Genomic DNA, 24,268 nt, shown 5'->3' on the forward strand with positions numbered 1-24,268 from the left:
TCACGATGCACCACCCCCGGGTCGTTCCGCAGGCTCCACTCCCGCACCCCCGGGTCGTTCCGCAGGCTCCACTCCTGCACCCTCGGGTCGCTCCGCAGGCTCCACTCCCGCACCCCCGGGTCGTTCCGCAGGCTCCACTCTTGCACCCTCGGGTCGCTCCGCGGGCTGATCCCTGCGAATCCTCACCACCGCACCCGACTCCGCGCCGAGTGAGCCGTACACCGAAGACCCCGGTGAGTTCATCGGCACCCACACCACGTTGTCGGGTAGATCGGTGACTTTCAGTGGCAACGTGATCGAGCCCCGGCCCGTCTCGACCCTGACCAGGTCGCCGGACGACGCTTCGATGCTCGACGCCGTCGTCTCGGACAGCCTGATCACGGGTGCCCGGCCGGTCTGCGCGAGATTGTCCTCGCCGTCCTGCATCCGTCCCGAATCGATGAGCATTCGCCAGGTGGCCAGAATTGCCTGGCCGATGGAGAGCGTCGGCATATCTCGCCGTGGTGCCACTCGGGCCACAGGAATCCGTGATCCGCTCCAGGCTCCCAGCCGTGCCAGCTCGCCGCGCGCCGCCGCCGCGTCGGGTAGCGACAGTTCGACTCCCATCTGCGCGGCAATGGCGTCGAGAACGCGTTGGTCGGGTAATACTGCGCCGGCACCGAGTGCGGTGTCGAACGTGCGAGGCCTGCCCTCCCAGTCGACGAAGGTTCCGGGCTTGTCGACCACCGGTGCCACCGGAAACACCACGTCGGCCCGCTCGGTGACGGCGCTGTGGCGTAGTTCCAGGCTGACCACGAATCCCGATCGGTCCACCGCGTCGAGCGCACCCTGCGGATCGGGCAGATCGTCCGGGTCGATCCCTGCGGTGATCAGGGCGCGGTCAGGCCCGGTATCCGCCAGTATCGCCGCGGTATCTCGGCCCGCGTCCGTAGGCAGTTCTGTCACTCCCCACACGGCTGCCACCTCGGCGCGGGCGGCGGCGTCGGCGACGGGCCGCCCGCCCGGCAGCAGGTTCGGCAACGCGCCTGCGTCGAGGGCACCGCGCTCTCCTGCCCGTCGCGGAATCCATGCCAGGTTCGCTCCGGTGTCGTCGGCCAACTTCGACGCTGCGGACAATGCACCGGGAACGGAACCGAGCCGCTCGCCCACGAGCACGATCGCTCCCGGGCTCCGGAGGAGCTGGGCGATCGATTCGGTACCCCGGTCACCGACGTGCAGTGCGTCGAGCCACTGTGGTTCCTCGCCGGGAATCGACTGCAGGAGCACCCCGTCGAGCTTGCGCAGACCGCGGCTGGCCCAGGGTGCGATCGACGCCACGACCACGCCGCGCGTCCGGCGCGCCTTGCGCAACCTGAGGAACATCAGCGGTGACTCTTCTTCCGGCTCGAACCCCACCATCAACACCACAGGAGCGTTTTCGAGATCCGAGTAGGTCACGCCCAGCCCCGTCGCCGCTATACGACCGGCCAGGAACTCCGCTTCCTCGGCGCTGTGAGCACGGTTGCGGAAGTCGATGTCGTTGGTGTGCAGCACTGTTCGCGCGAACTTGGCGTATGCGTAGGAGTCTTCGACAGTCGATCTTCCGCCCACGAGTACCGCAGCGTTCCCGATCGACGCAGCCAGTCCCGTTGCCGCCGCCGCCAATGCAGCCGACCAGGACGTCTCGACCAGAGCCCCCGATTCGTCTCTGACCATCGGTGCGCCGATGCGGTCCGGCTCGCTGGCGTACTTGAATGCCCACCGGCCCTTGTCGCAGTTCCACTCTTCGTTGACCTGGGGATCGTCACCAGCCAACCGGCGGAGGACCTTGCCACGACGATGATCCGTGCGTTGCGCACAGCCTCCTGCGCAGTGTTCGCACACGCTCGGCGAGGACGTCAGATCGTACGGGCGCGCTCGGAACCGATACTCGGTGTTCGTCAGTGCACCCACGGGGCAGATCTGGACGGTGTTTCCCGAGAAGTAGGAGTCGAACGGCTCGGTGCCGAAGATGCCGACCTGTTGCACGGCACCGCGTTCGAGCAGCTCGATGGATGGATCACCGGCAACCTGCGCCGCGAAGCGAGTACATCGAGCGCACAGGACACAGCGTTCGCGATCGAGCAGAACCTCGGCCGACAACGGAATCGGTTTGGGATACGTACGTTTGGTCTCGGTGAACCTGGACTCGGTGCGACCCGCGGCCATCGCCTGATTCTGCAGTGGACACTCACCGCCCTTGTCGCACACCGGGCAATCGAGAGGATGATTGATCAGCAGCAATTCCATGACGCCACGTTGCGCTTTGCCCGCGACCTCCGACGTCACCTGAGTGCGCACCACCATGCCCTCGGCCACGGTCGTCGTACAGGACGCCAACGGCTTGCGTTGCCCCTCGACATCGACCAGACATTGGCGGCAGGCACCCACCGGATCGAGCAGCGGATGATCGCAGAATCGCGGAATCTGTACGCCCATCAACTCGGCCGCGCGGATCACCAACGTGCCCTTGGGAACACTGATCTCGTGGTCGTCGATGGTCAGTGTCACCATCTCTACTCGGGTGACCGACTGATCGGGATTGGCAGGAGTGGAGCCTGCGGAACGACCCGGGGATGCAGGAGTGGAGCCTGCGGAGCGACCATGTGCTGCTGCAGTCATGACGTCAGCTCCTCTGCCATCAGGGTCGATCGGTGTGGATCGAATGGGCATCCCTGCTCGGTGACGTGACGGATGTATTCGTCACGGAAGTACTTCAGCGAAGACACGATCGGGCTGGCGGCACCGTCCCCCAACGCGCAGAAGGACTTTCCGGCGATGCCGTCGGCGATGTCGAGCAAGGTTGTGAGGTCGGCCTCGGTGCCGGTTCCACCGTCGAGGCGGCGCAGGATTTGTACTAGCCAGTACGTGCCTTCCCGGCACGGTGTGCATTTGCCGCAGGATTCGTGTGCGTAGAACTCGGTCCAGCGCAGCACCGCTCGCACCACGCAGGTCGTCTCGTCGAATATTTGCAAGGCCTTGGTGCCCAGCATCGATCCGGCGGCACCGACGCCCTCGTAGTCGAGTGGGACATCGAGATGCTCGCCGGTGAACATCGGCGTCGAGGATCCTCCCGGCGTCCAGAACTTCAGTTCGTGTCCCGGTCTGATCCCGCCCGCGTAGCCGAGCAACTCCCGCAGCGTGATCCCCAACGGTGCCTCGTACTGGCCTGGACGGCAGACGTGGCCCGAGATGGAGTACAGCGTGAAGCCGGGTGACTTCTCGCTACCCATCGATCGGAACCACTCGATTCCCTTGCGCAGGATCACTGGAACGCTGGCGATCGATTCGACGTTGTTCACCACAGTCGGGCGTGCGTAGAGGCCCGCCACTGCGGGGAACGGTGGCCGCAGCCGAGGTTGTCCGCGCCGACCTTCCAACGAGTCGAGGAGGGCTGTTTCCTCGCCGCAGATGTACGCGCCGGCTCCGGCGTGGATCACCAACTCCAAGTCGAATTTCGTTCCGAGAACACCCTTTCCCAGATAGCCCGCCGCGTAGGCCTCGGCGACCGCAGCCTGCAGCCTGCGTAGCACCGGCACTACCTCGCCGCGGACGTACACGAATGCATGGGATGCGCGAATTGCGTACGCGGCGATCACTATTCCTTCGACCAGCGTGTGCGGGCTCGCCATCAGCAGGGGCATGTCCTTGCAGGTACCCGGCTCGGACTCGTCGGCATTGACCACCAGATAATGCTCTTTACCGTCGTTCTGCGGGATGAAGCTCCACTTCGTTCCGGTCGGAAATCCTGCGCCGCCGCGACCGCGTAATCCGGATTCCTTGACGAAGGCGATGAGGTCGTCGGGGTCCATCGCGAGGGCCTTCTCGAGCCCGCGGTATCCGTCGTGGCTGCGGTAGACGTCGAGCGTCCAGGAATCCTTTTCGTCCCAGAACTCGCTCAACACCGGCGTCAGGGCCATGTCACGCTCCCTTCGTCGGCGGATCGGTCTCGGTGGTGTTCGGTTGTGGTGGCACGGTCGCCGAGGGTGCCGGTGCGGGCTTGTCTCGCACCGTCTCCGGTGCGGCCGCGGCTCCGACGTCCGGGTGATCGTCGTTCGGTCGTGCCCCGGCCTCGGGTGCCGACATCGCGTGTTCGCGCGCGTATCGCAGTCCGGCCAGGGTGGCATCGCCTGCACTACCGGTCGCTTCGAGTGCCTCGGGCCGACCGTCGGAAAATCCGGCGAGAATCCGCTCGGTCTCGCGGAACGTGCACAGCGGTGCTCCACGCGTCGGTGTGACCTGGGTGCCGGATCGAAGTGCATCGACCAGATCCCGCGCAGACGACGGGGTGCTGTTGTCGAAGAACTCCCAATTGACCATCATCACCGGGGCGTAATCGCATGCGGCATTGCACTCGATGTGTTCGAGGGTGATCGTGCCGTCGGCGGTGGTACCTCCGTGCTCGACGTCCAGGTGATCACGCAGCGCGTCCATGATGGCGTCGCCGCCCATGACAGCACACAGCGTGTTGGTGCACACGCCGACGCGGTACGTCCCGGTGGGTTCGCGTCGATACATCGAGTAGAAGGTCGCGACTGCAGTCACCTCCGCCCCGGTGAGTTCGAGTACCTTCGAGCAGAATTCGATTCCAGCGGGCGTGAGGCAGCCGTCCTCGGCTTGCACGAGATGGAGCAGCGGCAGCAGGGCCGATCTGGCCTGCGGATAGCGCGCGACGACGATATCGGCGTCGGCGTGCAGCCGGGCGAGCACCTCGGGGGGATACGACGTTCGTGCACCCGGCGTGGCCAGTTGCACCGGTTCGTCCGGCCGGGCTCCGAGTTGGATCAGAACCGGTTCCGACTGGGGCTGCGCGGTCATCGATCCACCCCACCCATCACCGGGTCGATACTGGCGACCGCGGCGATGACGTCGGAGATCATTCCGCCCTCGCACATTGCCGCCACCGCTTGCAGGTTGGTGAAGGACGGATCTCTGAAATGCACTCGGTACGGCCTGGTTCCACCGTCGCTGACGATGTGTACCCCGAGCTCCCCTCGCGGCGACTCCACCGAGGACAACACCTGGCCGGCCGGGACCCGCATTCCCTCGGTCACCAGTTTGAAGTGGTGAATCAGCGATTCCATCGAGGTGTCCATGATGGTCCGCACATGCTCCTGAGAGTTGCCCAGGCCATCGGGTCCCGAGACCAGCTCGGCCGGCCACGCGATCTTCTTGTCGTCGATGACGACCGGGCCGGGACGCAGGCGGTCGAGGGCCTGTTCGACTATCTTGAGCGATTCCTTCATTTCTTCGACGCGAATCAGATATCGCCCGTAGCAGTCGCATCCGGTGTCGGTCACCACGTCGAACTCGTAGTTCTCGTACCCGCAGTACGGATCGGACCGTCGCAGGTCGTAGGGCAGTCCGGTCGAACGCAGCACCGGACCGGTGACGCCCAGCGCCATACATCCGGTGAGATCCAGATAACCTACGTGCTCGGTTCTGGCTTTCCAGATCGGGTTGTCGTTGAGCATGAGTTCGAGGTCGCGCAGGCGTCCCGGCAGCACGCGAAGGAGCTCACGTACCCTGCCGACCGCGTCCTCGGGTAGGTCCTGCGACAGTCCGCCCGGCCGGATGTAGGCGTGGTTCATGCGCAGGCCGGTGATGGCCTCGAAGACGTCGAGTATCAGCTCGCGCTCACGGAACCCGAACAGCATCGCGGTGACCGCTCCCAATTCCATTCCGCCCGTGGCCAATGCGACGAGATGCGACGAGATGCGATTCAGCTCCATCAGCATCACCCGGATCACCGTGGCGCGCTCGGGAATGTCGTCGGTTATACCCAGTAGCTTCTCCACGCCGAGGCAGTATGCGGTTTCGTTGAAGAACGGCGACAGGTAGTCCATGCGGGTGACGAACGTGACGCCCTGGGTCCAGTTTCGGTACTCGAGATTCTTCTCGATTCCCGTGTGCAGATACCCGATCCCGCAACGAGCCTCGGTGACGGTCTCGCCCTCGATTTCGAGAATCAACCGCAGCACGCCGTGTGTTGACGGGTGCTGCGGGCCCATGTTGACCACGATCCGCTCGGTACTCGATCCGCGGGCCAACTCGACGACGTCGTCCCAGTCCTGTCCGGAGACCGCGTAGATGGCTTCGTCCGTTGCACTCATCAGTTGTACGACCTGCGCTCGTTGGGAGGCGCGACGCGAGCGCCCTTGTACTCGATGGGAATTCCGCCCAGCGGATAGTCCTTGCGTTGTGGATGACCGACCCAGTCGTCGGGCATCTCAATCCGCGTCAATGCAGGATGACCGTCGAAGACGATGCCGAAGAAGTCGTAGACCTCGCGCTCGTGCCAGTCGTTGGTGGGATACACCCCGCACAGCGACGGACTGTGTGGATCGTCGTCGGGGACGGCAACTTCGAGTCGGAGCCGACGGCCGTGCGTGATGGAGACCAGATGGTACACAACGTGCAACTCCCGGCCGATCAGGTCCGGATAGTGCACACCCGATGCGCCGGTACACAATTCGAATCGCAATTCTTCGTCGTCCCGTAGCGCCTGGGCGACGGCAGGCACGTACTCCCGCACCAGATGCAGCGTCAATTCGCCGCGATGAATCACCACCCGTTCGACGGCGGCGTCGAACGTAGCGACGGGGTTCACAGCAAGAAGGACGGTGGCCAACCGATCGACGAGGGCATCGAAGTAGCCGCCGTAGGGCCGCGTCGCGGTGTCCTCCGCTGCCGCCGGCGGCACCAATCGGCCGTAGCCCGACGTGTCGCCACTACCGCGAACCCCGAACATCCCGCGTGGCCGCTGAGACATTTTTCCTGGCGGCTGAGACATCCCACCCGGCGGCTGCGCCGTCATCGGAGCAAACCCTTCAGATCGATCGTCGGGGTGGACGAGAGTGCAGCCGCCTCGGCGGCCGCTCGCACCTGTTCCCGGTTCACACCCAACGGCATCTGCTGAATCTTTTTGTGCAACTCCAGGATTGCGTTGAGCAGCATCTCGGGCCGAGGCGGGCACCCGGGCAGATAGATGTCGACGGGCACGATGTGGTCCACTCCCTGGACCACCGCGTAGTTGTTGAACATTCCGCCCGAGGATGCACAGACACCCATGGCGAGAACCCATTTCGGTTCTGCCATCTGGTCGTAGACCTGCCTCAACACCGGAGCCATCTTCTGGCTGACGCGGCCGGCCACGATCATCAGATCCGCCTGCCGGGGGGACGCGCGAAACGCTTCCATTCCGAATCGCGCGAGATCGAAACGGCCGGACGTGGTGGCCATCATTTCGATGGCACAACATGCGAGCCCGAAGGTGGCGGGCCACAGCGAGCCCTTACGTGCGTACCCGGCCAACCCCTCGACGGTGGTCAGCAGGAATCCGCTGGGTAGCTTCTCTTCGAGTCCCATCGATCACGCTCTTTCGCTTCCGCAGAATGAGAACAGTGCATCGTTCCGTCGTCGTATCCGAGATCGTGTGGTCAGTCCCAACCGAGCCCGCCTCGCCGCCACTCGTACACGTAGGCCACCGACACGTTCACGACGAACAACGCCATCGCGACGAGCCCGAACGCACCGAGAACGTCGAGGTGGACGGCCCAGGGATAGAGGAAGACGATCTCGATGTCGAAGATGATGAACAGCATCGCGGTGAGATAGAACTTCACCGGAAATCGTTGTCCCGTAGGCGCATGCATCGTGGGTTCGATTCCACATTCGTACGCGTCGAACTTCGCTCGGTTGTATCGGGCGGGTCCCACCATCGTGCCGACCATCACCGAGAAGACCGCGAACGCGACTGCGACGGCACCCAGGACGAGAATCGGAACGTAGGCGTTCATTCGGGCATCCGCTCCCTCGATCGACGACCGCGCCGCCGCGAAAGTAAATGCGACGGCCGTACCAATGTGACCTGAACCACACAGTATGGGTTCGGTGCAGATCTCGCGGGATTTCGAGCAGTCCAGTTTCGTAAACCGTTGACGCGCATGGGCCACCCACCCTCGGACCCAATCATTGATGTGATCCACATCACTCTTGCCTCACATGCGGTCCACACCGCGAGGGACGACCAATCACCGAACATTTCCGGCCACCCGACCCGGGCTGCCGCCACCACTGAGGAGAGACGATGAAGTCGATTTCCGTCTCGGCGCTCGCCGCCGAGGGACTGGGAACTGCCCTGCTCGTGATATTCGGCGTCGGCACCGCCGTCATCGCGGGCGACACCGTCGGAACCCCGGGCATCGCCCTGGCGTTCGGACTCACACTGCTTGCCCTCGTCTACGCGATCGGCCCGATCTCGGGCTGCCACATCAACCCGGCCGTGACGATCGGAGCCCTGATAGCTCGCGCCATCACCCCGATCAAGGCTGCGTTCTACATCGCCGCCCAGGCCGCAGGTGCAGCGATCGGCGCGCTGGTCGTACTGTTGGTCGCATCGGGCCGTCCCGGGTACGACATGTCGTCGGACGGTCTGGGCACCAACGGATTCGGCAGCTCCTCGCCCGGAGCGTACGGCTTGGCGTCGGTCGCGGTGTTCGAGACGATCGCGACCGGCCTGCTCGTACTCGTCGTACTCGCCACCACGGCCCCCACCGTTCACCCCGTCGTGGCGGCCGGCATCCCGATCGGCCTCACCCTGACCGTGGTTCACCTGCTGGGCATCGGAATCGACTCGACCTCGGTCAACCCTGCTCGGTCCCTCGGCCCCGCCCTCGTCGCCGGCGGCCCTGCCCTGTCACAACTGTGGGTGTTCGTGGTGTTCCCCGTGCTCGGAGCTGTTGTCGCCGGCTCGATCCACCGGTTCGTGCTGACGGTGCCCGCATCGGAGAAAACGGTCTGATCTACCGCGATCGAGAGACCCTGGCACCGACGCGACCCGAGTGCTGCCTCAGCAGATCGACCACCGCGCGCCCGAGTCGAATCGGATCCACTGGATGGGGAACTGCGGCCTCGGCGCGCGACCAGTCGGCCAACCACCGGTCGTCGGGGCGTCCGATGAGCACCAGCACCGGCGGGCAGTCGTCGATCTCGTCCTTGAGTTGCTTGGCCAAACCCAGTCCGCCGACGGGCGAGGACTCACCGTCGAGGATCGCCACATCGATTCCACCCGCGTCCAGGTGCTCGATGACCACGGCCGCGGTGGCAACCTCGACGAAGTCGACGACGCCGAGCGCCGGATCGGGCCGGGTGCCCACCGCAGACATCACCTGAGCGCGCGTGGCCGCGTTACTGCTGTACACGAGCACATGCACCTGACCTGCCGAACTTGCTCTCGCTGTGGCGTCGGACACACCGCGATGGTAGCGCGGCCCCCGGTGGACCGGGCCCGAACGCACGTCGCAGAGGTACTTTCGCGTCGTCGACGTCGGGTGGCGGCAGCTCAGGAGATGGTGACGATCACGGCGGCCGGTTCCTCGGTGCTGTGCACCGCGAAGTCCGGACGGTCTGACGCCACGGCGACGAAGGACTGTGAGATTCCATCGGCATCGGCCAGGAAGTCGACCGCCACCACGGCGGAGTCCGGCTCGTTGCGAATCCGATCCGGCCCGGCATACGGAACGACGGTGACATCCGGCTCGGTCGAGGTACCGGCGATGTCGACCTGGAGTACGGCTCGCCCGGGAAGCGCGACCGGCTCACTGGTTCCGTATCGGACGGCCTCGTCGACGTAGCGCACCGTATAGGACACCGGCCCGTTGCCGCGCAGTCGATACTCGACGGAGGAGGCTCGCAACACCACGTCCGTAACCGCCACGGGTGAGCCCGACGGGTGACGAATTCCCTCCAGCGACAGTCCCGGCACGACCGGCGGCACCGTTTCGGTGGGGGCGGTCGGCGCGGTGAACGGGTCACCGACCACGAGCGAGCCGGTGGCGGTCTCGAAGTTCGGTGACGACGACGCATCGGGCGTCGGGCGAGGTGCCTCACCGGCGGAGCAACCGACGAGCAGCACAGCAGCGAGCAGTGGCGCTAAGACCGACCCGGCCGCCACAGGCCTGCGATACCCCTCGCTCATCGACTCACCGTACAGATGAAACCGATCGGTTCGATAGTGTCGATCGGCCGCAGTTCGGTCACGGTCCCACCTGCCGCAAATCCTGCTAGCGTCGTCGAGCATGGAGCCCACGAGCTATTCGTCCGGTGAACGCGTGTTCGGACCTCCCAACGGGACGTTCGACGCGGACTGGGCGGCCACTGCGCTGCGGTCCAACCGACCGGAATTGGACCACCCGACCTCGGTGCGACTGGTCGAGCGGGCCTGGGAGTTGCTTAGATCGTCGAATCTTCGCGGCGAGCCACTCGCGACGGCTCTGGATCTCGAGCCCGGCCTCGCCTCGGCGGTCGCGGCCGTGGCAACGGAGACGGCGGAGCTCTACCTCGACCGACGGTAGGTCTATCGGTCGACCACCTCCGTCGCCAACCTCGCATTGCGGCGCCCGTAGGCGAAGTAGATCAACAGACCGAGGGCCAACCAGACCAGAAACCGTATCCACGTCTCCACCACCAGGTTGGCCATCAGGTAGACGCACGAGAGCCCGGACAGAATCGGCACGACGGGAGACAGCGGAACCCGAAAGGGCCGCTCGAGATCCGGCTTGGTCCGACGCAGGATCGGCACTGCCGCCGAGACCAGCAGAAACGCGAACAGGGCTCCGATGCTGACCATCTCGGCCAGTTCCTTCAGCGGTACCAAGGCCCCCAGCAGCGCCACGAACACCACGACGCCGACGGTCAACCGGGTCGGAGTCCCGAAACGGGGAGACACCTTCGCAACCGACTTGGGCAGCAAACCGTCCCTGCCCATCGCGAAGCCGATTCGGCTGATGGTCACCAACTCGACCAGAATGACCGACGTCAGACCCGCGACGGCCGCTATCGAGACCAGAACACCCGCCCAGCCTGCACCCACAGAATCGAACGCCTTGGCAATGGGTGCGCTGTCGTCGAGCTCGGTGTATTTCACCATGCCGGTGACGACGAACGCGACCATCATGTACAGCAACGTGCATGCCACGAGCGTGCCGATCAGTGCACGAGGCAGATCATGGGCGGGCCGCTCGGCCTCCTCACTGAGATTGGCAACGGCCTCGAATCCTGTGTAGGCAAAGAACACGACCGCTGCAGCGGTGACGACGCCGGCAAATCCGAACGCCGAGGGTGCGATTCCGGCCACGGCCTGCATCAGGGGCTGATCGAGCGTCGAGCCACCGGCCTCGGCGGGCACGGACTCGGGCACGAAGGGAACCAGGTTCGACTTCTGGACGAAGAACAGGCCGGCGATCACGATGAACACCGAAATGGCGACCTTGATCAGGACCAGCACGTTGGTCACTCGCGCCGACTCCTTGACTCCCACAGCGGCAATGACGCCCAGCACCGCGACGATGGCAACAGCCCCCACGTTCACCGGCGCTTCCTCCGTGAACAAGCTGGGTGGCAGAGAAAAGAGATCCGCGAGGTAGCCGGACCAGCTTCGAGCGACAACGGCAGCCCCCAAAGCGAATTCGAGGATCAAATCCCATCCGATGATCCACGCGAACAGCTCCCCCAGGGTGGCGTACGCGTACGTGTACGCACTGCCCGCCGTCGGCACGGCCGATGCAAGTTCCGATAACACAGTGCGGCAAGCAAACTCACGACACCGGCGATGACGAAGGAGATCACGACCGCCGGGCCGGCATTTTCTTTGGCCTGTACACCGGTGAGCGTGAATATGCCGGTTCCGATGACGATGCCGACCCCGAAACCGACCAAGTCGCGTAACCCGAGCTGCTTGCGCAGACTGCCGGACCCCTCGTCGTCGACGTCGCTCTCGATCTCGTCGACGGACTTCGTGCGAAACATTCCCATTTCCCGACGCTAAGCCATCCACTGTTTCCGCGCCGGAGGAAAGGTGGTGTTTGTTTTCGCAATTGTCGGTTATCCGGACAAATCGGAAATGCTTGCGTCACAACGGTCCTCGGGACCGAGCGACACTAGGACCGTCCCAAGAATTGTTCGGCAAAAAATCCGGCCAGCAGTACCGCGGTCCCGCCGATCTCGCCGACGATCAGAGCGAGCATGAACAGGTGCGTCCCCGGAACGGGATGGACGAACTGATTCTCGGTGTCTCGCCGGATCCCGTGCACGGTGTAGCCGGCGATCGCGGCGACGAAGAACACCAGCACCACCACCGCTGCGGTCAGGTCGACCACCGTCGGCCAGGCGCTGTAGTGCGCGAGAGCCGCAAGAACGAGCGCAGCGAAGGAGTACATCAACGCTGCCCGATGCGCGATGTCGACGTATCGGTGCGCGGTTCCGTCGCTCGACGTGGACATCTGGTGGTACTTGAGCACTCCGAGCGCCAACGCCCACATCAGCAACACACCCGACGCGAACACGATCACTTTCGTGTCGATCTCCAGCTGCATCCGCGCCTCCCCTGGTTCCGCTGTCCGGGCCGAACGTAGCACCGGACACAATGTTGGTTACGGTTCCGCAATGCCGGTCGACTCCGCCCACACTCAGAACGACTGCGCATTGCGCTTCGAGTGGGGCCTGTCCGCGATCGACGCTGTGGTCGCCGGTGCCGACATCGCCGTCGTCGTGGACGTCCTGTCGTTCACGACCACTCTGACGGTGGCGGTGGACGCCGGAATCGACGTCGTACCCAGCCGATGGCGCGACGACCGTGCCACCCACCTGGCCGAGCAACACGACGCCGTTCTCGCAGTCGGCCGTTCGGTTGCCACGCCGGGAGACGTCAGCTTGTGTCCTGCCACCGTGCGCGCCGCCGCACCGCCACCGAGTCGACTCGTGTTGCCGTCGCCGAACGGTTCCACGATCGCCCACGCACTCGCCGCCCGGGTCGACGCGTGCGTGGGCGCATCGCTCCGCAACGCCGCCGCGATCGCGCAGTGGGTCGTCGACGAGCACCCCCACAGCGTGATTGCCGTCATAGCCGCCGGCGAGAGATGGCCCGATTCGTCGTTGCGGCCCGCAGTGGAGGACTTGTGGGGTGCCGGAGCCGTGCTGGCACCGCTCGTGGAGTCCGGCCTGTTCGATCCATCCCCCGAGGCGGTGGTCGCTGCGACCGCGTGGCACGCTGCCGCGGCGGATATAGCTACCGAGCTGCGGCGATGCGGCTCGGGGCGGGAGCTCATAGCGATGGGCCACCCCGAGGACGTCGACATCGCCGCCGAAGTCGGTTCGAGTTCCTGCGTGCCGATACTGCGCGGCGATACCTTCGTCGAGCACCGAGGCCGATAGCCCCATCGGGCCTCCGAAACCCGCACCGACGCGGCCGATCGTGTCCGAAATTTTGATCGGAACACGGAATCACGGATCATACGGTGGTGAGTACGGAACGAGTCGCCCCGAAGACCACCGTCGTTGTACCGACGTACAACGAACGCGAGAACCTCCCCAAGCTGGTCGAACTGCTGGCCGGGCTGAAGGTCGAGGGGCTCGGTGTTCTCGTGGTCGACGACAATTCCCCCGACGGAACCGGTGACATCGCCGACAAACTCGCCATCGACGGTCCCCTCGAGGTCTCCGTTCTGCACCGCACCGAGAAGAACGGTCTGGGCCGCGCATACGTGGCCGGCATGACACGGGCCCTCGACGAGGGAGCCGACATCGTGATCCAGATGGACGCCGATCTGTCGCACCCCACCGAGGTGATTCCGGCGATGATCGACAAGCTGCAGAGCACCGACGCCGCGGTCGTGCTGGGTTCGCGCTACGTCCCCGGCGGTTCGGTCGCGGCGGACTGGCCGTGGCACCGCAAGGCGCTGTCGGCGTGGGCCAACTTCTACGTGAACACGATTCTTCGTCTCGGAGTCAAGGACGCCACCGCCGGCTTCAAGGCATGGCATGCCCGCACGCTCCGCACGATCGACGTTGCGTCGGTGGAGAGCAACGGGTACGCGTTCCAGGTCGAGATGAACTACCGCACCGTCAAACACGGGCTCACTCTCGCCGAGGTACCGATCACGTTCGAGGAGCGTAGCGAAGGCGAGTCGAAGATGAGCCTGTCGGTCCAGCTCGAATCAGCCTTGGTGCCCTGGAAGTTGTTGCGGAACAAGAAGAAGCTCTGAGCACACCTCATCTCGACATCGGCCCACGGTGCTCATGACGCCGCCTTGACATCGGCGGCGTACAGATCGACGTACTCCTGACCCGACAGGTCCGCCAACGATGCCATGACCTGATCCGTGACAGCACGGATGATGACCCGATTGGATTGTCCCCCGGCATATCTGGAGAAGTCCATCGGTTCGCCGACGACCAGTCGCACCTTTGCCGGTCTCCACATCCGCGAACCCACCGGATTGAACCCGAGCGTTCCGTGGACGACCACCGGCACGACGGGAGCACCGGTCTCGATCGCGACCCGCGCCATACCGGTTTTACCCTTGTACAGTCTGCCGTCGGGTGACCGAGTGCCTTCCGGATAGACAGCCCAGATGTCCCCCTGTCGCAGAACACTTTTCGCGGCTTCGAGCGCCGGCTCCGAGGCGGCGGAGCCGCGTCGATCGACCGGGACTTGGCCCGTCGCGGAATAGAACCACCGGAGCGCGGCCCCCTTGACACCTCTACCGGTGAAGTACTCGCTTTTCGCGATGAACGTGACCCGACGTCGAACCAGAAGAACGAGAAAGAAGGAATCGACGACGGTCAGGTGATTTCCGGCGATGATGACCGGACCGGAGGTCGGAAGATTGTCCAGGCCGACCACCGACGGACGGCCGAGAACTCGGAGAATCGGTCCGATGAGCACGTATTTGAACAACAGGTACCACATGGTTCGACCCCTTCGGCTGGACAACGTCGACGCCGAGAGTAGACAATGTCTACGTGGCGGACAACCTCAGGACCCGATTGGTGGACGCAGGCGTGCGATTGCTCGACCGTGACGGGCAGGACGGGCTGACGATCAGAGCGGTGACCCGAGAGGCGGGAGTGTCGCACGGTGCCCCGCGGCGATACTTCCCGACGCTGAACGCTCTGGCCGCAGCCGTGGCCAGGGTCGGGCTCGTCGATCTCGGTGAACGAGCGACATCGGCGGCTCGGCAGTCGAATTCACCCCTGACTGCTCTCGACGCAATTGCCGAGGCCTACGTGCAGTTCGCGGTGGAGCGACCGGCGATGTTCGCGCTGATGTTTCGGCACGACCTGCTGGAGGGTTCCGGCGAGAAGCTCGGCGACACCTCACGCCCGCTGTTCGATACGTTGATCGAGACGGTCGGTGCGGTTGTTCCGGAGAATCCACAGTTCGTAGCCCTGCGACTGTGGACCTCCGCGCACGGGATCGCGGCGCTGCACTCCACGCGGGCGCTCGACCCCATAGGCGGCACGCCGATGGTGACATCCCTGATCCGCCGCGCAGTGCGCGACGCGATCAGGAACGTCAGCGAATCAGAGACTTGACCGACGCGGGCAATTGCCGGACCGACTTGTACGGCCCCACCACGGCGGCACCGAAGGGCCGATCGAGCAACACCGCCGCGACCTCACGCACCTCGTCGTTGCCGACACTGTCGATACGCGCCAGGGTGTCGGTGATGTCTCGGTGATTGCCGTAGTTCAGTTCGCTGCGACCGATACGGTTCATCCGAGAACCCGAATCTTCCAGTCCCAGCACCAATCCACCGCGCAACGCCCCCTTGGCGCGAGCGCACTCGGCATCGGTGATGCCCTCGGCCGCAACCTTGGCGAGCACCTCGCGAATCACCGTGGTGACCTCGCCCAGGTTCTCCGGCTGGCATCCCGCGTACACCGAGAACGCCCCGCTGTCGGCAAACGTATCCACCGAGGAGTACACCGAGTAAGCCAGTCCGCGCTCTTCCCTGATCTCCTGGAACAGGCGAGAACTGAGCCCACCGCCGACAGCAGAATTCAGTACCGACAATGCCCAGCGGTGTCCTTCGTGACGTCCGAACGCCCGTACGCCCAGGCACAGATGCGCCTGTTCGCTGTCACGGGTGGTCAGGCTCAACGTGGGCGCATTGCGCAATCGCGCTGTGCCACCACGCCTTTCGGCCGGACGTTCACCCTTCACCAGATGGCCGGAGAATGCACGGCGCACGAGCGAGACGGTCTGCTTGTGATCGACGTTGCCCGCGACGGCAACGACCATGCGCTGCGGCGTGTAGCGGCGAACGTGGAAGGAGTGCAGTTGCGCACGGGTCATCGATTCGATGGATTCGACGGAACCGATGATCGGGCGTCCGATCGGATGATCGCCGAACATGGCTTCCAGGAAGGCATCTCCGAGTAGATCCTCGGGATCGTCGTCGCGCATGGAGATCTCTTCGAGAACCACCTGACGCTCGACGTCCACATCCGATGATCGGCACCGACCGCGAAGCACCACATCGCTGACCAGATCGATGGCGAGCGCCACGTCCTCGTCGAGCACGTGCGCATAGAAGCACGTGCTCTCCTTGGACGTGAACGCGTTGAGCTCTCCCCCGACACCGTCCATCACCTGGGCGATCTCGAGCGCGCTGCGCGTCGGCGTCGATTTGAACAGCAGATGTTCGAGAAAGTGCGCGGCTCCGGCAACACTCGGCTGCTCGTCGCGTGAGCCCACTCCGACCCACACGCCGACCGAAGCCGAGCGAACGCCGGGAACGAACTCGGTGACGACTCGAAGCCCGCCGGGCAAAGTCGTACGCTGCACGCCCGTATCCATGCCGGTGCTCTCTGGAACGGCCGAACGGTACGTCCCGAGGGGACGTACCGTTCGGCTCGGTTGCTTCTTACTCAGCGCTGACCTCGGCGGGTGCCTCGGGAGCGTCGGCGGGAGCAGCTGCGTTGTCGTCTTCGACGGGAACGAGGCTGATCTTGCCGCGGTTGTCGATGTCGGCGATCTCGACGCGCAACTTGGATCCGACGCTCACGACGTCCTCGACCTTGTTGATGCGCTTGCCATTACCGAGCTTAGAGATGTGCACCAGTCCGTCGCGGCCCGGGAGCAGCGAAACGAATGCACCGAAAGCCGTTGTCTTGACGACGGTTCCGAGGAATCGCTCGCCGACCTTCGGCAGCTGCGGGTTGGCGATGGCGTTGATCATGTCGATCGCGGCCTGTGCGGACGGGCCGTCCGCTGCACCGACGTAGACAGTGCCGTCATCTTCGATCGAGATGTTGGCACCGGTCTGCTCGGTGATGGAGTTGATCATCTTGCCCTTGGGCCCGATGACCTCGCCGATCTTGTCGACGGGCACCTTGATCGCGGTGACGCGAGGTGCGTACGGGCTCATCTCGTCCGGGGTGTCGATGGCCTCGGCCATGACCTCGAGGATCGTGGTGCGAGCATCCTTGGCCTGCGACAGCGCGCCGGCGAGCACCTTGGAGGGGATGCCGTCGAGCTTGGTGTCGAGCTGCAGCGCCGTGACGAAGTCCTTGGTTCCGGCGACCTTGAAGTCCATGTCGCCGAACGCGTCTTCGGCACCGAGGATGTCGGTGAGGGCGACGTAACGAGTCTCGCCGTCGACCTCGTCGGACACGAGGCCCATTGCGATACCCGCAACCGGGGCACGCAGCGGCACACCGGCATTGAGCAGCGACAGAGTCGATGCGCAGACCGAGCCCATCGAGGTCGAGCCGTTGGAGCTCAATGCCTCGGAGACCTGGCGGATGGCGTACGGGAACTCTGCCTGGCTGGGCAGAACCGGCAGCAGAGCGCGCTCGGCGAGTGCGCCGTGACCGATCTCGCGACGCTTCGGCGAACCGACGCGGCCGGTCTCACCGGTGGAGTACGGCGGGAAGTTGTAATGGTGCATGTAGCGCTTGGACGTCTCGGGCCCGAGCGAGTCGACCTGCTGCGCCATCTTGACCATGTCGAGGGTGGTGACGCCCAGGATCTGGGTCTCGCCGCGCTCGAACAGAGCCGATCCGTGGGTACGCGGGATGATCGCGACCTCGGCGGACAACGACCGGATGTCGGTGATGCCGCGGCCGTCGATGCGGAAGTGATCGGTGAGGATGCGCTGGCGAACCGACTTCTTGGTCAGTGCGCGGAACGCGGCACCGATCTCCTTCTCGCGGCCGGCGAAGCTGTCTCCGACCGAGGTGAGGACCTGAGCCTTGACCTCGTCGAGCTTGTTCTCGCGCTCGGCCTTGCCGGCAATGGTCAGTGCCTCGTTGAGCGGGATCTTCGCGGCGTTCTCGACGGCTTCGAAGACGTCGCTCTGGTACGCCGGGAAGACCGGGTAGTCGCCGGTCGGCTTGGCGGCCTTGGACGCGAGCTCCTGCTGTGCGGTGCACAGGGCTGCGATGAAGGGCTTCGAGGCCTCGAGGCCCTCGGCGACAACTGCCTCGTTGGGTGCGGTAGCGCCGCCCTCGATGAGCTCGATGACGTTCTCGGTGGCCTCGGCCTCGACCATCATGATCGCGACGTCGGCGTCGGCACCGGAGCCGGAGACGATGCGGCCGGCGACGACCATGTTGAACACGGCCTTCTCGAGCTGCTCGTTAGTCGGGAACGCAACCCACTGCTTGTCGATCAGCGCGACGCGAACGCCGCCGATCGGACCGGAGAACGGCAGGCCGGCGATCTGGGTCGATGCCGACGCGGCGTTGATCGCGACGACGTCGTACAGATCGGCCGGGTTGAGGCTCATGACCGTGATGACGACCTGGATCTCGTTGCGCAGTCCGTCGACGAACGTCGGACGCAGCGGCCGGTCGATCAGGCGGCAGGTGAGGATGGCGTCGGTGGACGGACGGCCCTCGCGGCGGAAGAACGATCCGGGGATACGGCCCGCGGCGTACATGCGCTCTTCGACGTCGACCGTCAGCGGGAAGAAATCGAATCCCTCACGGGGGTGCTTGCCTGCCGTCGTTGCCGACAGCAGCATGGTGTCCTCGTCGAGGTACGCGGCGACTGCGCCTGCGGCCTGCTGTGCGAGGCGACCCGTCTCGAAGCGGATGCTCCGCTTACCGAAAGAGCCGTTGTCGATGATCGCTGTTGCTTCGTAGACGCCTTCTTCGGCGTCCAATGTTGTGGTGTCCGACATGTGTTCTGTTCTCGTCCTCTCGTCTTTGCCGTGCCCGCGTGGACACACCACCAGCCCTCCTGGCTGTGGCGGCATACCTGTGCCGTCCATCTCCGAGAGTTCGTCTCGGGACGCGGCTGCGCGGAGGCGGCCATCGATCGAAGCCCTCCGGATCTCGTATCCGAAAAGCCACTACCGAAGACCGACACCACGGCGTGACAGGCATACACGGCGGTGTGCGGATACCGTGTATCCGCTGGTCGTGCTGACTATCCTGATGTTGCGGTACAAACACAGAAAGCCAACGAGGAACAGTCTAAGCACTGCCTCGTTGGCTACTGCACTATTGCTGCGAGTCGGGTGTACACCGGCGCGTCGAACCATGCATCGGCAACATCCTCGCGTCGATCGAAATTATCGACGCAGACCCAGACGCTCGATGAGCGAACGGTAGCGAGTGACGTCTACCTTCGCGATGTACTTGAGCAGACGACGACGACGTCCGACCAGCAGCAACAGGCCGCGGCGGGAGTGGTGATCGTGCTTGTGCATCTTGAGGTGCTCGGTCAAGTCGACGATGCGCTTGGTGAGCATTGCAACCTGCGCCTCGGGCGAACCCGTGTCGGTGGGGTGCAAGCCGTACTCGCCGAGAACGGCCTTCTTCTGTTCGGTGGTCAATGCCACTGGTACTACTCCTGATCAATGACGTCCGCGTGAAAGGAAGCAACGGGCCCCGCCGTGGACGATGCATGATCATCCGGGCGGTATCGAAGCCGGTGCAGCCGCCGCGGACCGCAGCGAACACCGAGGAGTCAGCCTATCAGGCTGCGCTGGCGGCCAGGATCGAGCGGGCCCGGTCGGCGTCCCGGCCCATCTCCTCCACGAGAGCTTCCATGGAATCGAACTTCTCCATTCCGCGCAGTCGCTCGACGAAGTCGACGGCCACGTGCTGCCCGTAGAGGTCTCCCTCGCCGTCGAGCACGAACGCCTCGACGGTCCTGGTGCGTCCCGAGAACGTGGGATTCGTGCCCACCGACACCGCCGCCGGGTGCCGCTCCCCCGGAGTGACCGTCCCCATGATCGGACCCGGACCGAGCACGGTGAACCAGGCGGCGTAGACCCCGTCCGCCGGTATGGCCGAGTACATCGGCGGAGCGACATTGGCTGTGGGATAGCCCATTTGACGGCCGCGTCCGTCGCCGTGCACGACGACACCCTCGACGCGATGCGGGCGGCCGAGCGCTGCAGCTGCTGCCGCGACGTCCCCGGCGTCCACGCACGACCTGATGTAGGTGGACGAGAACGTGACGGCATGCTCGGCCAACAGGTTGACTCCGTCGACCGCGAAGCCGGACCGTTCGCCGATCTTGCGCAGCATGGGGACCGTCCCGAGCGCCTTCTTCCCGTAGGTGAAGTTCTCGCCGACGACCACTTCTGCAACGTGCAGGCGTTCGATGAGGATCTCGTGCACGTATCGCTCGGGGGTGAGTTTCATCAGTTCGGGCGTGAACGGCATGACACAGAACACGTCGATGCCCAGTTCCTCGGCCAGTTCGGCACGCCGGGTCAACGTCGTCAACTGCGCGGGGTGACTACCAGGACGGACCACTTCCATCGGGTGGGGATCGAAGGTCATGAGCACGCTGGGTACGCCGCGTTCCCGAGCTGCGGCCACTGCTCTACCGATCAACTGCGCATGTCCGCGGTGAACGCCGTCGAACACACCGATCGTGAGCACACATCGGCCCCAGTCGGCAGGTACATCGTCGAGACCTCGCCATCTCTGCACACCGCGAAGCCTACGGCCCGGCGGCCGCTCGGTCATCCTCGGACAGGCGTGTCGCGTGCGGCAGGTATGGACAAAAGGGTGTCCCCACGGTAAATATTTCGGGGTGCCTAACTTATTTCTTCGATCCCGCGGATCTCGCGTGGGTCGAATCGTTGCGAGCTGGGCCGTGGCGGGACTGCTGGTAGCGACGTCGAGCGGATGCGCTCGCGCGGTCGGCGACGACGAGCCGACGTCGATGGACGACGGCAGACCGTTGGTGCTGACGACGTTCACGGTGCTGGCCGACATGGCCGCGAACGTTGCAGGCGACCATCTCCGTGTGGAGTCGATCACCAAGGCCGGAGCCGAGATTCACGGGTACGAGCCCACACCCGGCGACCTACGCACTGCCGAAAGCGCCGATCTGATCCTGGACAACGGTCTGGGACTCGAGGCGTGGTTCGAGAAGTTCGTCGAGCGGGTGCCCGCACCGCACGCGGTCGTCAGCGCACACGTGGAACCCGTCTACATCCGCGATGACGCATATGCGGGCAAGGCCAATCCACACGCCTGGATGTCGCCGGTCGCGGCGGAGACCTACATCACCAACATCGCCGACGCGTTCGTGGCGCTCGACGCTGTCCATGCCGAGGAATACCGCGCCAACGCCGCCGCGTACATCACCGAGCTGCGGTCGGTCGGCGACGAACTGGAATCCGATCTGGCCCAACTTCCGGCGCAGCAACGTGCTCTGGTGACGTGTGAGGGCGCGTTCGGCTATCTGGCCCGCGACTTCGACCTGCAGGAGGCGTATCTGTGGCCGGTCAATGCCGAACAGGAAGGGACACCCAAACAAGTGGTCCGCACCATCGATTTCGTACGTGACAACGACGTGCCTGCCGTCTTCTGCGAGTCGACCGTCTCGGACAAGGCTCAGCTCCAGGTCGCCGACGACACGGGTGCCCGCTTCGGCGGAAAGCTGTACGTCGACTCCCTCAGCGCCGCCGACGGACCCGTGCCCACCTACCTCGATCTGCTGCGTTACGACGCGCGGCTGATCGCCGACGCGTTGGTGGGCACGCGATGACCCGGCACATCTCGGGTGCGAACCGGGACGGTGCCGCGCTGACCGTCGACGCCGTCGACGTTCGGTACCGAGACGTCGTGGCGCTGGTCGGCGCGAGCCTGACCCTCGCACCCGGACGCGTCTGCGGCCTGGTCGGAATGAACGGATCGGGTAAGTCGACGCTGTTCAAGGCCATCATGGGCGTCGTCAAGACCGATGCCGGTTCGATCACGGTCTTCGGCGGCGACCCCGCCCGGGCCCGCAAAGCCGGGACGGTCAGCTACGTGCCCCAGGCCGAATCGGTCGATTGGACCTTCCCCATCAGCGTCCGGGACGTGGTGATGATGGGTCGTTACGGCAAACAGAACTTTCTCCGAACCCCTCGTGCGGCAGACAGAGCTGCGGTGGACGCGGCCCTGAGACGAGTCGATCTCACCGAGCTCGCCGATCGACAGATCGGGCAACTCTCCGGCGGACAACGCAAACGGGCATTCGTGGCCCGCGCCATCGCTCAGGAAGCGTCCTTGCTGCTCCTCGACGAGCCGTTTGCAGGAGTGGACAAGAAGACCGAGGCGACGATCACGCGACTCCTCCGAGAACTGGCCGCTCAGGGTGCGTCCGTCCTGGTGTCCACCCACGATCTGCACGCCCTTCCGGAACTGTGCGACGAGGCAATCCTGCTGCAGCAGCGGGTCCTGATGCACGGCAGTCCAGCCGAGGTGTTGCGCCCGGAGAACCTGGCACTGGCCTTCGGCATGGACCCGTCGAAGATCGACGAACTGGGCGCGAGCTCTCCTACTTCGGAAGCGAGCTGAACCGTGTACCTGATCGACTTCGTCGTCAATCCTCTCGAATACACCTTCATGCAGCGTGCGTTGTTGGTGACCGTCACCGCCTCGATCGTCTGCGCAGTGTTGAGCTGCTGGCTCGTACTCATCGGCTGGTCACTGATGGGAGACGCCGTATCGCACGCGGTACTGCCCGGCGTCGCCCTGTCCTACCTGCTGGGTGCGCCGTTCGCCATCGGCGCCCTGCTGTTCGCACTCATCGCGGTCGGTGCCATCGGGGTGGTTCGCAACACCACCATCGTCAAGGAGGACGCCGCGATCGGCGTCGTGTTCACCACGTTGTTCGCCCTCGGCGTCGTCCTGATCTCCAAGTTTCCGAGCCAGATCGACCTCAACCACATCTTGTTCGGAAACCTGCTCGGGGTGTCGCAGTCGGACATGATCCAGGTGTTCGTGCTCGGCGGGCTGGCGTTGGCCGTGATGGTGATCAAGCGTCGCGATTTCACTCTGTTCGCGTTCGACCGCACGCAGGCTCGCGCGGTCGGCATCAATCCGAGCGTGATCTCGGCCGCGATGTTGACGCTGCTCGCGCTGACGACCGTCGTGGCGCTACAGGCCGTCGGCGTCATCCTGGTCGTCGCCATGCTGATCACACCCGGCGCAACCGCATACCTACTCACCCACAGCTTCGGCCGCATGCTGATGATTGCCCCCGCCATCTCGGTGGGCTGCGCCCTGGTCGGTATCTACGCCAGTTTCTATCTCGACGTCTCCTCGGGTGGCAGCGTGGTGCTGGCCCAAGGCCTGGTGTTCGTGCTGGCGTACCTGTTCAGCCCGACGCAGGGTATCGTCACGCGCGCTCTGCGCCGCCGAGGACAGGTCACGGTAGCTCCGGCCGGGTGAGATGTCTTTTTCCATTGGATTGCCTAAGCTCGGCGACGTGGCGCAACGAAAAGACGATCCAGCTCCGGCCGACGAGGGCGTCCAGCTGTCCGCAGTTGCGCAGGACTACCTCAAGGTCATCTGGACGGCCAGCGAATGGAGTGAAGACTCCGTCAGCACCAAAATGCTCTCCGAACGAATCGGCGTGTCCGCATCCACGGTGTCCGAGGCGATTCGCAAACTCGCCGATCAGGGCATGGTGGACCACGCCCGGTACGGTGCCATCTCACTCACCGAGAAGGGCCGACTGGCGGCCATCGGCATGGTCCGTCGACATCGCCTCATCGAGACCTACCTCGTTCGCGAACTCGGGTACGGCTGGGACGAGGTCCACGACGAGGCAGAGATCCTCGAACATGCGGTATCCGATCTGATGATGGATCGTATAGACGCCAAACTCGGCCACCCCGAACGAGATCCACACGGGGACCCGATTCCGTCGGCCAACGGATCCATCGACACGCCGTCCGCAACCAGACTGAGCGAGTACCTCGACGGTCAGTCGGGACGAGTGGCTCGTATCTCCGATTCGGACCCCGCAATGCTCCGGTACTTCGATTCGGTCGGCATCGAGCTCGATCTACCGATCACCGTGGTCGAACGACGCGACTACGCCGGCACGGTGGCGATCGAACTCGCCCGACGCGGCAGCACGGAGTCCATCGATCTCGGTCACCGCGCCGCCGAAGCGATCTGGATGGTTCCGGCCACCTGAGCGGTACAGTCCCCTCGGTCG

25 protein-coding genes are annotated in these 24,268 nt (G+C 64.7%); 9 read left to right on the forward strand and 16 right to left on the reverse strand.

Going from position 1 to position 24,268, the window contains the following annotated elements:
• The 7 genes from J2X62_RS19925 to J2X62_RS19955 form a co-directional block, all read right to left on the reverse strand.
• A complete protein-coding gene (locus tag J2X62_RS19925; RefSeq protein ID WP_310182822.1) occupies window positions 1-2,640 on the reverse strand; it encodes an NADH-quinone oxidoreductase subunit G in 2,640 nt (879 codons plus the stop codon).
• Window positions 2,637-3,938, reverse strand: a complete 1,302-nt coding sequence (nuoF, locus tag J2X62_RS19930; protein WP_032407073.1) for an NADH-quinone oxidoreductase subunit NuoF — start codon at window positions 3,936-3,938, stop codon at window positions 2,637-2,639. Before nuoF ends, J2X62_RS19925 begins: the two co-directional genes overlap by 4 nt.
• A 1-nt stretch (window position 3,939) precedes the next feature.
• A complete protein-coding gene (gene nuoE, locus J2X62_RS19935; protein WP_310182827.1) occupies window positions 3,940-4,836 on the reverse strand; it encodes an NADH-quinone oxidoreductase subunit NuoE in 897 nt (298 codons plus the stop codon).
• Complete coding sequence (gene nuoD, locus J2X62_RS19940) at window positions 4,833-6,131, reverse strand: NADH dehydrogenase (quinone) subunit D (RefSeq protein ID WP_310182828.1); 1,299 nt, start codon at window positions 6,129-6,131, stop codon at window positions 4,833-4,835. The genes nuoE and nuoD overlap by 4 nt, the downstream gene beginning before the upstream one ends.
• Window positions 6,131-6,835 (reverse strand): NADH-quinone oxidoreductase subunit C, encoded by a 705-nt coding sequence (locus J2X62_RS19945; RefSeq protein ID WP_174557255.1) that lies wholly within the window; start codon window positions 6,833-6,835, stop codon window positions 6,131-6,133. The genes nuoD and J2X62_RS19945 overlap by 1 nt, the downstream gene beginning before the upstream one ends.
• A complete protein-coding gene (locus J2X62_RS19950; RefSeq protein ID WP_027496776.1) occupies window positions 6,832-7,386 on the reverse strand; it encodes an NADH-quinone oxidoreductase subunit B family protein in 555 nt (184 codons plus the stop codon). Before J2X62_RS19950 ends, J2X62_RS19945 begins: the two co-directional genes overlap by 4 nt.
• A 71-nt stretch (window positions 7,387-7,457) precedes the next feature.
• A complete protein-coding gene (locus tag J2X62_RS19955; protein ID WP_027496775.1) occupies window positions 7,458-7,817 on the reverse strand; it encodes an NADH-quinone oxidoreductase subunit A in 360 nt (119 codons plus the stop codon).
• 290 nt (window positions 7,818-8,107) lie between these two features.
• Between J2X62_RS19955 and J2X62_RS19960 the strand changes: the two genes are divergently transcribed.
• Window positions 8,108-8,821, forward strand: a complete 714-nt coding sequence (locus tag J2X62_RS19960) for an aquaporin (RefSeq protein WP_310182834.1) — start codon at window positions 8,108-8,110, stop codon at window positions 8,819-8,821.
• 1 nt (window position 8,822) lies between these two features.
• Here J2X62_RS19960 and J2X62_RS19965 read toward each other — a convergent pair whose 3' ends face one another.
• Complete coding sequence (locus J2X62_RS19965) at window positions 8,823-9,272, reverse strand: chemotaxis protein CheY (protein WP_051365375.1); 450 nt, start codon at window positions 9,270-9,272, stop codon at window positions 8,823-8,825.
• An 89-nt stretch (window positions 9,273-9,361) separates the two neighbouring features.
• Complete coding sequence (locus tag J2X62_RS19970) at window positions 9,362-9,997, reverse strand: hypothetical protein (RefSeq protein WP_141214967.1); 636 nt, start codon at window positions 9,995-9,997, stop codon at window positions 9,362-9,364.
• Between the two features lie 100 nt (window positions 9,998-10,097).
• On the opposite strand from J2X62_RS19970, the gene J2X62_RS19975 reads away from it, so the two are divergent.
• Entirely contained in the window at window positions 10,098-10,373 is a 276-nt protein-coding gene (locus J2X62_RS19975) for a hypothetical protein (protein ID WP_027496773.1), read from the forward strand.
• A gap of 2 nt (window positions 10,374-10,375) precedes the next feature.
• Here the strand turns inward: J2X62_RS19975 and J2X62_RS19980 are convergent, their stop codons facing one another.
• Entirely contained in the window at window positions 10,376-11,599 is a 1,224-nt protein-coding gene (locus tag J2X62_RS19980; protein ID WP_310182844.1) for an amino acid permease, read from the reverse strand.
• A gap of 358 nt (window positions 11,600-11,957) precedes the next feature.
• Window positions 11,958-12,392: a hypothetical protein gene (locus J2X62_RS19985; RefSeq protein ID WP_032366446.1), complete on the reverse strand. Its 435-nt coding sequence runs from the start codon at window positions 12,390-12,392 to the stop codon at window positions 11,958-11,960.
• Window positions 12,393-12,462: 70 nt separating this feature from the next.
• Between J2X62_RS19985 and J2X62_RS19990 the strand changes: the two genes are divergently transcribed.
• Together J2X62_RS19990 and J2X62_RS19995 are read left to right on the forward strand one after the other, a co-directional pair.
• A complete protein-coding gene (locus J2X62_RS19990) occupies window positions 12,463-13,230 on the forward strand; it encodes a 2-phosphosulfolactate phosphatase (protein WP_032366445.1) in 768 nt (255 codons plus the stop codon).
• Between the two features lie 86 nt (window positions 13,231-13,316).
• Entirely contained in the window at window positions 13,317-14,060 is a 744-nt protein-coding gene (locus tag J2X62_RS19995; RefSeq protein ID WP_027496769.1) for a polyprenol monophosphomannose synthase, read from the forward strand.
• Between the two features lie 32 nt (window positions 14,061-14,092).
• On the opposite strand, the gene J2X62_RS20000 is transcribed toward J2X62_RS19995, so the two are convergent.
• Window positions 14,093-14,767 (reverse strand): 1-acyl-sn-glycerol-3-phosphate acyltransferase, encoded by a 675-nt coding sequence (locus tag J2X62_RS20000; protein WP_027496768.1) that lies wholly within the window; start codon window positions 14,765-14,767, stop codon window positions 14,093-14,095.
• Window positions 14,768-14,820: 53 nt separating this feature from the next.
• Here J2X62_RS20000 and J2X62_RS20005 point away from each other — a divergent pair, with 53 nt between their 5' ends.
• The gene (locus J2X62_RS20005; protein ID WP_032366444.1) at window positions 14,821-15,393 is read left to right on the forward strand and encodes a TetR/AcrR family transcriptional regulator; all 573 of its coding nucleotides are present in this window, start codon (window positions 14,821-14,823) and stop codon (window positions 15,391-15,393) included.
• On the opposite strand, the gene J2X62_RS20010 is transcribed toward J2X62_RS20005, so the two are convergent.
• The 4 genes from J2X62_RS20010 to J2X62_RS20025 form a co-directional block, all read right to left on the reverse strand.
• Window positions 15,374-16,660 (reverse strand): pitrilysin family protein, encoded by a 1,287-nt coding sequence (locus tag J2X62_RS20010; RefSeq protein WP_310182853.1) that lies wholly within the window; start codon window positions 16,658-16,660, stop codon window positions 15,374-15,376. The two genes, J2X62_RS20005 and J2X62_RS20010, sit on opposite strands and share 20 nt — an antisense overlap.
• 67 nt (window positions 16,661-16,727) lie before the next feature.
• Complete coding sequence (locus J2X62_RS20015; RefSeq protein ID WP_027496765.1) at window positions 16,728-18,989, reverse strand: polyribonucleotide nucleotidyltransferase; 2,262 nt, start codon at window positions 18,987-18,989, stop codon at window positions 16,728-16,730.
• Between the two features lie 393 nt (window positions 18,990-19,382).
• Complete coding sequence (rpsO, locus tag J2X62_RS20020; protein ID WP_027496764.1) at window positions 19,383-19,652, reverse strand: 30S ribosomal protein S15; 270 nt, start codon at window positions 19,650-19,652, stop codon at window positions 19,383-19,385.
• 136 nt (window positions 19,653-19,788) lie between these two features.
• Window positions 19,789-20,757 (reverse strand): bifunctional riboflavin kinase/FAD synthetase, encoded by a 969-nt coding sequence (locus tag J2X62_RS20025; RefSeq protein ID WP_027496763.1) that lies wholly within the window; start codon window positions 20,755-20,757, stop codon window positions 19,789-19,791.
• 103 nt (window positions 20,758-20,860) lie between these two features.
• Here J2X62_RS20025 and J2X62_RS20030 point away from each other — a divergent pair, with 103 nt between their 5' ends.
• Genes J2X62_RS20030 through J2X62_RS20045 form a run of 4 tightly spaced genes read left to right on the forward strand, consistent with a single transcriptional unit; the run spans window position 20,861 to window position 24,247 of the window.
• Window positions 20,861-21,823, forward strand: coding sequence for a metal ABC transporter substrate-binding protein (locus J2X62_RS20030; RefSeq protein ID WP_371832750.1), 963 nt, complete (start codon window positions 20,861-20,863; stop codon window positions 21,821-21,823).
• Window positions 21,820-22,617 (forward strand): metal ABC transporter ATP-binding protein, encoded by a 798-nt coding sequence (locus tag J2X62_RS20035; protein ID WP_045841827.1) that lies wholly within the window; start codon window positions 21,820-21,822, stop codon window positions 22,615-22,617. Before J2X62_RS20030 ends, J2X62_RS20035 begins: the two co-directional genes overlap by 4 nt.
• A 48-nt stretch (window positions 22,618-22,665) precedes the next feature.
• Window positions 22,666-23,493: a metal ABC transporter permease gene (locus J2X62_RS20040; protein ID WP_371832753.1), complete on the forward strand. Its 828-nt coding sequence runs from the start codon at window positions 22,666-22,668 to the stop codon at window positions 23,491-23,493.
• Window position 23,494: 1 nt separating this feature from the next.
• A complete protein-coding gene (locus J2X62_RS20045) occupies window positions 23,495-24,247 on the forward strand; it encodes a metal-dependent transcriptional regulator (RefSeq protein WP_370878688.1) in 753 nt (250 codons plus the stop codon).
• Window positions 24,248-24,268 lie beyond the last annotated feature (21 nt).

Origin of the sequence: Rhodococcus sp. 3258, from assembly GCF_031456475.1 — a bacterium.
In the GTDB taxonomy this organism is placed as follows: domain Bacteria; phylum Actinomycetota; class Actinomycetes; order Mycobacteriales; family Mycobacteriaceae; genus Rhodococcoides; species Rhodococcoides fascians.

What these genes read in the sequence shown, in the direction of transcription:
- J2X62_RS20040 (WP_371832753.1), top strand. Translation starts at nt 22,666, where the DNA reads ATGCAGCGTGCGTTGTTGGTGACCGTCACCGCCTCGATCGTCTGCGCA.
- J2X62_RS19975 (WP_027496773.1), top strand. Translation starts at nt 10,098, where the DNA reads ATGGAGCCCACGAGCTATTCGTCCGGTGAACGCGTGTTCGGACCTCCC.
- nuoE (WP_310182827.1), bottom strand. Translation starts at nt 4,836, where the DNA reads ATGACCGCGCAGCCCCAGTCGGAACCGGTTCTGATCCAACTCGGAGCC.
- J2X62_RS19950 (WP_027496776.1), bottom strand. Translation starts at nt 7,386, where the DNA reads ATGGGACTCGAAGAGAAGCTACCCAGCGGATTCCTGCTGACCACCGTC.
- J2X62_RS20045 (WP_370878688.1), top strand. Translation starts at nt 23,495, where the DNA reads ATGTCTTTTTCCATTGGATTGCCTAAGCTCGGCGACGTGGCGCAACGA.
- J2X62_RS20010 (WP_310182853.1), bottom strand. Translation starts at nt 16,660, where the DNA reads ATGGATACGGGCGTGCAGCGTACGACTTTGCCCGGCGGGCTTCGAGTC.
- J2X62_RS20035 (WP_045841827.1), top strand. Translation starts at nt 21,820, where the DNA reads ATGACCCGGCACATCTCGGGTGCGAACCGGGACGGTGCCGCGCTGACC.
- J2X62_RS19945 (WP_174557255.1), bottom strand. Translation starts at nt 6,835, where the DNA reads ATGACGGCGCAGCCGCCGGGTGGGATGTCTCAGCCGCCAGGAAAAATG.
- J2X62_RS19970 (WP_141214967.1), bottom strand. Translation starts at nt 9,997, where the DNA reads ATGAGCGAGGGGTATCGCAGGCCTGTGGCGGCCGGGTCGGTCTTAGCG.
- J2X62_RS19985 (WP_032366446.1), bottom strand. Translation starts at nt 12,392, where the DNA reads ATGCAGCTGGAGATCGACACGAAAGTGATCGTGTTCGCGTCGGGTGTG.
- J2X62_RS20000 (WP_027496768.1), bottom strand. Translation starts at nt 14,767, where the DNA reads ATGTGGTACCTGTTGTTCAAATACGTGCTCATCGGACCGATTCTCCGA.
- J2X62_RS19960 (WP_310182834.1), top strand. Translation starts at nt 8,108, where the DNA reads ATGAAGTCGATTTCCGTCTCGGCGCTCGCCGCCGAGGGACTGGGAACT.
- J2X62_RS19925 (WP_310182822.1), bottom strand. Translation starts at nt 2,640, where the DNA reads ATGACTGCAGCAGCACATGGTCGCTCCGCAGGCTCCACTCCTGCATCC.
- nuoD (WP_310182828.1), bottom strand. Translation starts at nt 6,131, where the DNA reads ATGAGTGCAACGGACGAAGCCATCTACGCGGTCTCCGGACAGGACTGG.
- J2X62_RS19955 (WP_027496775.1), bottom strand. Translation starts at nt 7,817, where the DNA reads ATGAACGCCTACGTTCCGATTCTCGTCCTGGGTGCCGTCGCAGTCGCG.
- nuoF (WP_032407073.1), bottom strand. Translation starts at nt 3,938, where the DNA reads ATGGCCCTGACGCCGGTGTTGAGCGAGTTCTGGGACGAAAAGGATTCC.
- J2X62_RS20015 (WP_027496765.1), bottom strand. Translation starts at nt 18,989, where the DNA reads ATGTCGGACACCACAACATTGGACGCCGAAGAAGGCGTCTACGAAGCA.
- J2X62_RS19990 (WP_032366445.1), top strand. Translation starts at nt 12,463, where the DNA reads ATGCCGGTCGACTCCGCCCACACTCAGAACGACTGCGCATTGCGCTTC.